3 protein-coding genes, 1 tRNA gene and 1 pseudogene are annotated in these 5630 nt (G+C 66.7%); 3 read left to right on the top strand and 2 right to left on the bottom strand.

Annotated features, from left to right (window positions below; genetic code table 11):
* Both ACLFQI_RS10975 and ACLFQI_RS10970 read left to right on the top strand, forming a co-directional pair.
* Positions 1-343 (top strand): annotated as a pseudogene (locus ACLFQI_RS10975) (hypothetical protein); the annotation flags it as partial.
* 122 nt (positions 344-465) lie between these two features.
* On the top strand, positions 466-2259 hold the full coding sequence (locus ACLFQI_RS10970) for a complex I subunit 5 family protein (RefSeq protein ID WP_410759295.1): 1794 nt from the start codon (positions 466-468) through the stop codon (positions 2257-2259).
* Positions 2260-2341: 82 nt separating this feature from the next.
* Here the strand turns inward: ACLFQI_RS10970 and rlmB are convergent, their stop codons facing one another.
* Both rlmB and rnr read right to left on the bottom strand, forming a co-directional pair.
* Entirely contained in the window at positions 2342-3094 is a 753-nt protein-coding gene (gene rlmB / locus ACLFQI_RS10965; protein WP_410759293.1) for a 23S rRNA (guanosine(2251)-2'-O)-methyltransferase RlmB, read from the bottom strand.
* Between the two features lie 9 nt (positions 3095-3103).
* On the bottom strand, positions 3104-5353 hold the full coding sequence (gene rnr / locus ACLFQI_RS10960) for a ribonuclease R (RefSeq protein WP_410759291.1): 2250 nt from the start codon (positions 5351-5353) through the stop codon (positions 3104-3106).
* A 110-nt stretch (positions 5354-5463) separates the two neighbouring features.
* Between rnr and ACLFQI_RS10955 the strand changes: the two genes are divergently transcribed.
* Positions 5464-5550 (top strand) — tRNA-Leu (locus tag ACLFQI_RS10955).
* The last annotated feature ends 80 nt before the right edge of the window (positions 5551-5630 follow it).

Below are 5630 nucleotides of genomic sequence, written 5' to 3'. Positions count from 1 at the left end.
AGTCGCTGCGGCGGCTTGGGCCCATCCGGCTTGGCTGCGGCCCTTGATCGGTCTGGTGCCGGCGGGGGATCTCTTGGTGCTCGCGCGGCCGGCGCTTGATCTCGCCGCGCGCCTCGGCAAACGCCTGCTCGCACCCGTGCTGACCCTGAGCAGGCGCCTCGGTGTCCAGCTGCAAGGACACTTCAACCGCGTCTTCGAGGCCCCCGAAACCGCTGCCGAACGCCGGCTGCGCCACTGGCCCGTCGCTGGGGCGCTCTGGATCGGCATCATTGCCGTGCTGCTGCTAGCGATGCTCGCCGGGCTCGATCACCTGGGCCAGATCAGCACCAAGGGTGTCGGATGATCCCCTGGCTGCTGCTACTGGCTTGGGTGTGGCCATTGCTGCTCGCATGGCCCGCGGCCGCGTTCGAGCGCCGGCGGCGTTCATCGCCCGCCGGCGACCAACCGCAGGCGCGACACGGGCAGTTGGCGAGCGAACACGATGGGGCGAATGGAGCGGGCGGACTGCGCTGGACCTTACCGGTGTTGGGACCGGTGCCGGCCCTGCTCGCGGCGTTGATGGTGCCGGTCGGGAGCCAACTCGATCTGCCCTGGCTGTTCCTCGGCACCGCGCTCGGACTCGATACCACGGCACGCGTCTATCTGCTGTTCACCGCCATCCTCTGGCTCGCCGCCGGCCTCTACACCGCCTTTGCGTTTCGCGGCACCGCCCATGCCGGGCGTTTTCGGACGCTCTTTCTGCTCGCCATGGCCGGCAATCTCTGGCTCATCGTCGGCCAGGATCTGTTCAGCTTCTATGCCGGCTTTGCGATCATGGGTCTCGCCGCCTATGGCCTCGTCATCCACGACGGCAGCCCGGCGGCGCTGCGCGCCGGCAAGGTCTACCTGGTCATGGCGCTGTTTGGCGAGGTCAGTCTGTTCGCGGCGCTGGTGCTCGTCGCGCAGCAGACCGGAACCACCCTGCCCACGCCCGCGGATCTGACCCAACTCGGCGGACTGCCGATCGCGCTGCTCTTGCTCGGACTCGGCGTGAAGGCCGGCTTGGTGCCGCTGCACCTGTGGCTGCCGCTCGCGCATCCGGCAGCACCGATACCCGCCAGCGCCTTGCTCAGCGGCGCCATGATCAAGGTTGCCATCCTCGGCTGGCTGCGCTTCTTGCCGGTCGGGGCGATCGCGCTTCCGGACTGGGGCGGACTGCTCGCGGCCGGGGGCGTGCTGACGCTGTTCTATGCCTTGCCGATCGGGCTGGTGCAAGCCGACCCGAAGGTGATCCTGGCCTATTCGAGCATCAGCAAGATGGGTCTGCTGATGCTGTGTCTGGGCCTGGTGCTGATGGCGCCGGCGCTCGCGCCCGTGGGTGTCGCCGCCATCAGTCTCTACGCGGCGCAGCACGCGCTGGTCAAGGGCGGCCTGTTCCTCGGCGTTGGTCTGCGCAAACAGGCCGCGCCGGCGCTGGTACAGCCCGTGATCCTGGCCGGCTTGATCCTGCTCGCCCTGGCCCTCGCCGGGGCGCCGCTGACCAGCGGTGCTGTTGCCAAGGATGCGCTCAAGCCGATCCTGAGCGGTGCCGAATGGCCCTGGGCGGCGGCCGCCGTGGTCGTCGCCAGCGTCGGCACCAGTCTCCTGATGGCGCGCTTCATCTGGGTCTGTGCGCACACCCGAGCGCACGCCAAACCCGGCGCCCTGTGGCCGGGGCTGACCTGGGCGCTGCTGATCGTGCTGGTGCTGCTGTTCCCGTTCGTACTGGGGACGCCGGCCAGTTGGTTCAGCGGCTGGCGACCCATCGCGCTTGGATTTGGCTTTGCCGGGCTCATCGCCATCGGCGCATGGCACTCTCCAGACTGGCTGCGGCCCGTCATCGGGCTGATCCCGCCGGGCGATCTGATGGTGCTCGCCCGACCGGGCGGTCGGCTTCTGGTCGCCGCAGGGCAGCGTCTTTGGCAGCCTCTCGCCAACGCGCGCGCGCGGGTCGCCAAGACCGCGACCTGCGGCTTCGAGACCGTCTTCGCCCGCGCCGAAGCCGATCCGGAGCGCGGCCTGCGGCACTGGCCAGTGGCCGGCGGCATCTGGCTCGGCGTCATCCTGCTCCTATTGCTCGCGCTGCTTGGACAGAGCCGACCCTGGCAAGGCATCACTGGCGGTTGGGCAGAGGATGGGACCCTCTCCGAGCACCAGGAAGAGACCGGCTCCAGCGAGCCGGCGGGGCGAGAAACGGAACCGGGCAGCAAGCCTCGACCATCGCGCCCAGAGGCCGGCTAGCGCATCGCGATAGGCAATGTTCGGACCGATCGCCTCATCGATAGCCAGTAGACGGCTGGCTTGGGCGATGGACGTCAATCGCCTAAGCGGAACGTCGCCGTCTCACGACTTCGTAGAGACAGATGCCCGTCGCCACCGAGACATTGAGACTCTCGACACGACCGTGCATCGGTAAGGACGCGAGCAGGTCGCAGCGCTCTTGGGTCAAGCGACGCAGGCCGCTGCCCTCGCTGCCGAGCACCAACGCGATGGGCCCTCCGAGATCGATCTCGAACAGGGTTGCCGGAGCCCGATCGGCCAGTCCGATCAGCCAGATCCCGCGCGCTTTCAGGGTCTCCAGGGTGCGCGCCAGATTGGTGACCTGCACAAAGGGCACCGATTCGGCAGCGCCACTCGCCACCTTCACCGCCACCGGCGTCAAGCCAACCGCCTTATCCTTGGGCGCGATCACCGCCGTCGCGCCAGCACCGTCGGCACTGCGCAGGCAGGCACCGAGGTTGTGCGGATCGGTGACGCCGTCGAGCACCAACAGCAGCGGTTGCTCGGCGGTATCCAGGAGCCGGTCGAGATCCTGCTCGTTTCTCGCCGCCGGCATCCGCACCCAAGCCAGCGCGCCCTGATGATTGCCGCTGTCCGCGACCCGATCAAGCTCGTCGCGCGCGACCTGGCGCACGACGACATCGGCCGCGCGGGCCAAGGCGGCCAGCTCGGCGAGGCGACGGTCGCGACGGCCGTGGTCAAGCCAAAGCTCCGCAACGCCCTCGGCGCCAAACTTCAGCGCACTGCGCACGCTGTTGATGCCGACCGTCACTGCCGTCTTCGACCGACTGTTCATCGGCGGCCCCTAAGCCGCCGGCTTCTTACGGCGCCTTGAACGCGAACGCTTCTTCGGCGATGTGTCGACAATGGGCTTGGCCAGCACGAAATCGATCTTGCGATCCTCGAGGTTCACCGCCGCGACCTTGACCCGCAGCCGATCACCGAGCCGATAGACCTGACCGGTGCGCTCGCCGGTCAGCCGATGCCCGACCGGATCGAAGTGATAGTAGTCGTTATCGAGCGCGGTGATGTGCACCAGCCCATCGACATAGACCCCGTCCAGTTCGACGAACAGCCCAAAGCCCTGCACGCTGGTGATGGTGCCATCGAACTCCTCGCCGAGCTTATCGCGCATGAACTCGCACTTGAGCCAATGTTCGACATCGCGCGTCGCCTCGTCGGCGCGACGTTCGGTGCCCGAACAGTGTTCGCCGACCTGCTGCAACTCGGGCTTCGAATACTCGAGATCGGCCGCGGTGCCGCCAGCAAGGATGTGCTTGATGATGCGATGGACGATGAGGTCCGGATAACGGCGGATCGGCGAGGTGAAGTGGGTGTAAGCGTCATAGGCCAGCCCAAAGTGCCCGACGTTATCGGAGCTGTACATCGCCTGCTGCATCGAGCGCAGCAGCACGGTCTGGATCAGGTGGAAATCCGGGCGCCCACGGACCGCGTCGAGCAGCGTGCCGTAATCCTTGGCCGTCGGCTTGTTGCCGCCGGGCAGGTTCAGGCCCAGTTCGGCGAGGAAGTCGCGCAGGTCGGAGAGCTTCTCCTCCTTCGGTGTCTCGTGGATGCGGTACAGCGCCGGCATCTTCTTGCGCTGGAACAGCCGCGCGGCGGCGACGTTCGCGGCCAGCATGCACTCCTCGATGATGCGATGCGCGTCGTTGCGCACCGTCGGCTCGATACTGGCGATGCGCCCGGCGTCGTCGATCACGAACTTGGTCTCGACGGTATCGAAGTCGATCGCGCCCCGCGCGGCGCGCGCCTCGAGCAGCGCCTGATACATCGCGTACAGCTCGTGCAAATGCGGCAGCACCTCGGCGTATTGCTCGCTGAGCGCGCCCTCGCTGTCGTCGAGCAGGGTCGCCACCTGCTCATAGGTCAGGCGCGCGTGCGAGCGCATCACTCCCTCGAAGAAGCGTGTGCGCGTGACCTTGCCATCGCGACTCACATAGAGCTCGCAGGCCATGCACAGGCGATCGACCTTCGGGTTCAACGAGCAGAGGCCGTTGGAGAGCACCTCCGGCAACATCGGAATCACCCGATCCGGGAAGTAGACCGAGTTACCGCGCTCGAAGGCCTCCCGATCCAGGGCGCTGTCCGGCGTCACATAGGCCGAGACATCGGCGATGCAGACCAGCAGCTTCCAGCCCTTGGGCTTGCGCTCGCAATAGACCGCGTCATCGAAATCGCGCGCGTCGGCGCCGTCGATGGTCACCAGCGGCAGCGCGCGCAGATCGGTGCGATCGGCCTTCGCCGCCTCCGGCACCTCCTCGCCAAAGGCGCTGATCGCCTGTTCGACCGCGGGCGGCCAGTGCACCGGCAGATCGTGCGCGCGGATCGAGATATCGGTCTCCATGCCGGCGGCCATGTGCTCGCCGAGCACCTCGGCGACCCGGCCGATCGGCTGGGTGCGCTTGGTCGGCTGATCGGTGATCTCGGCGACCACGATCTGCCCCTGCTCAGCACCGCCGAGGCGGTCGCTCGGGATGATCACGTCGTGCGTCAGGCGCTTGTTGTCCGGCACCACGAAGCCGACGCCGCTTTCGGAATACAGCCGCCCGACCACGCTCGTGGTGCTGCGTTCGAGGATCTCGACCACGGCGCCCTCGAGCCGGCCGCGTCGATCCTTGCCGGTCACCCGCGCGACGATCCGATCACCGTGGAACAACGCGCGCATCTCCTTCGGATAGAGATAGAGATCGTCGCCGCCGTCGTCCGGCTTGACGAAGCCGAAGCCGTCCGGATGGCCGATCACCCGGCCCGCCACCAGATCGCGCTTGTTGACCAGGCAGAAGGCCTCGCGGCGATTGCGCAGCAACTGGCCGTCGCGCACCATGGCGCCGAGCCGGCGTTCCAGTGCCACGCGATCCTCATCGCTGGAGAGTCCGAGCAACGAAGCGACTTCGTCGAAGTCGGCTGGGGCGGCATGCTCGGTGAGCGTTTCGAGGATGAACTCCCGACTGGGAATCGGGTTGTCGTATTTTTTCGCTTCCCGTTGCCGATGCGGATCGAGATCCCGAGCGGATTGAGCCTTTTTTCGTCGTGCCACGCTGTACCCTTGTTGCGGCCATAGAATCCGTTAGTTTACCGTTGACAAGCCCATCCTGTCTCTCTAAGCTTATGGGCTTGTCACGGTTTCAGCCGTCGACACCGCACCCTGCCGAGGTGGCGGAATTGGTAGACGCGCATGGTTCAGGTCCATGTCTGGGAAACCAGGTGGAGGTTCAAGTCCTCTCCTCGGCACCATCTCTAAGAGTCTGATGCAGCTCACTTTTTCAGGTGAAATCAGGCCGACGGCAGCCGGCAGCGATGATGGCTGGTGGTCC

Origin of the sequence: Halochromatium sp., assembly GCF_046541315.1 — a bacterium.
Classification (GTDB): Bacteria; Pseudomonadota; Gammaproteobacteria; order Chromatiales; family Chromatiaceae; genus Lamprobacter.
This window is presented reverse-complemented; position numbering and strand designations above follow the sequence as displayed.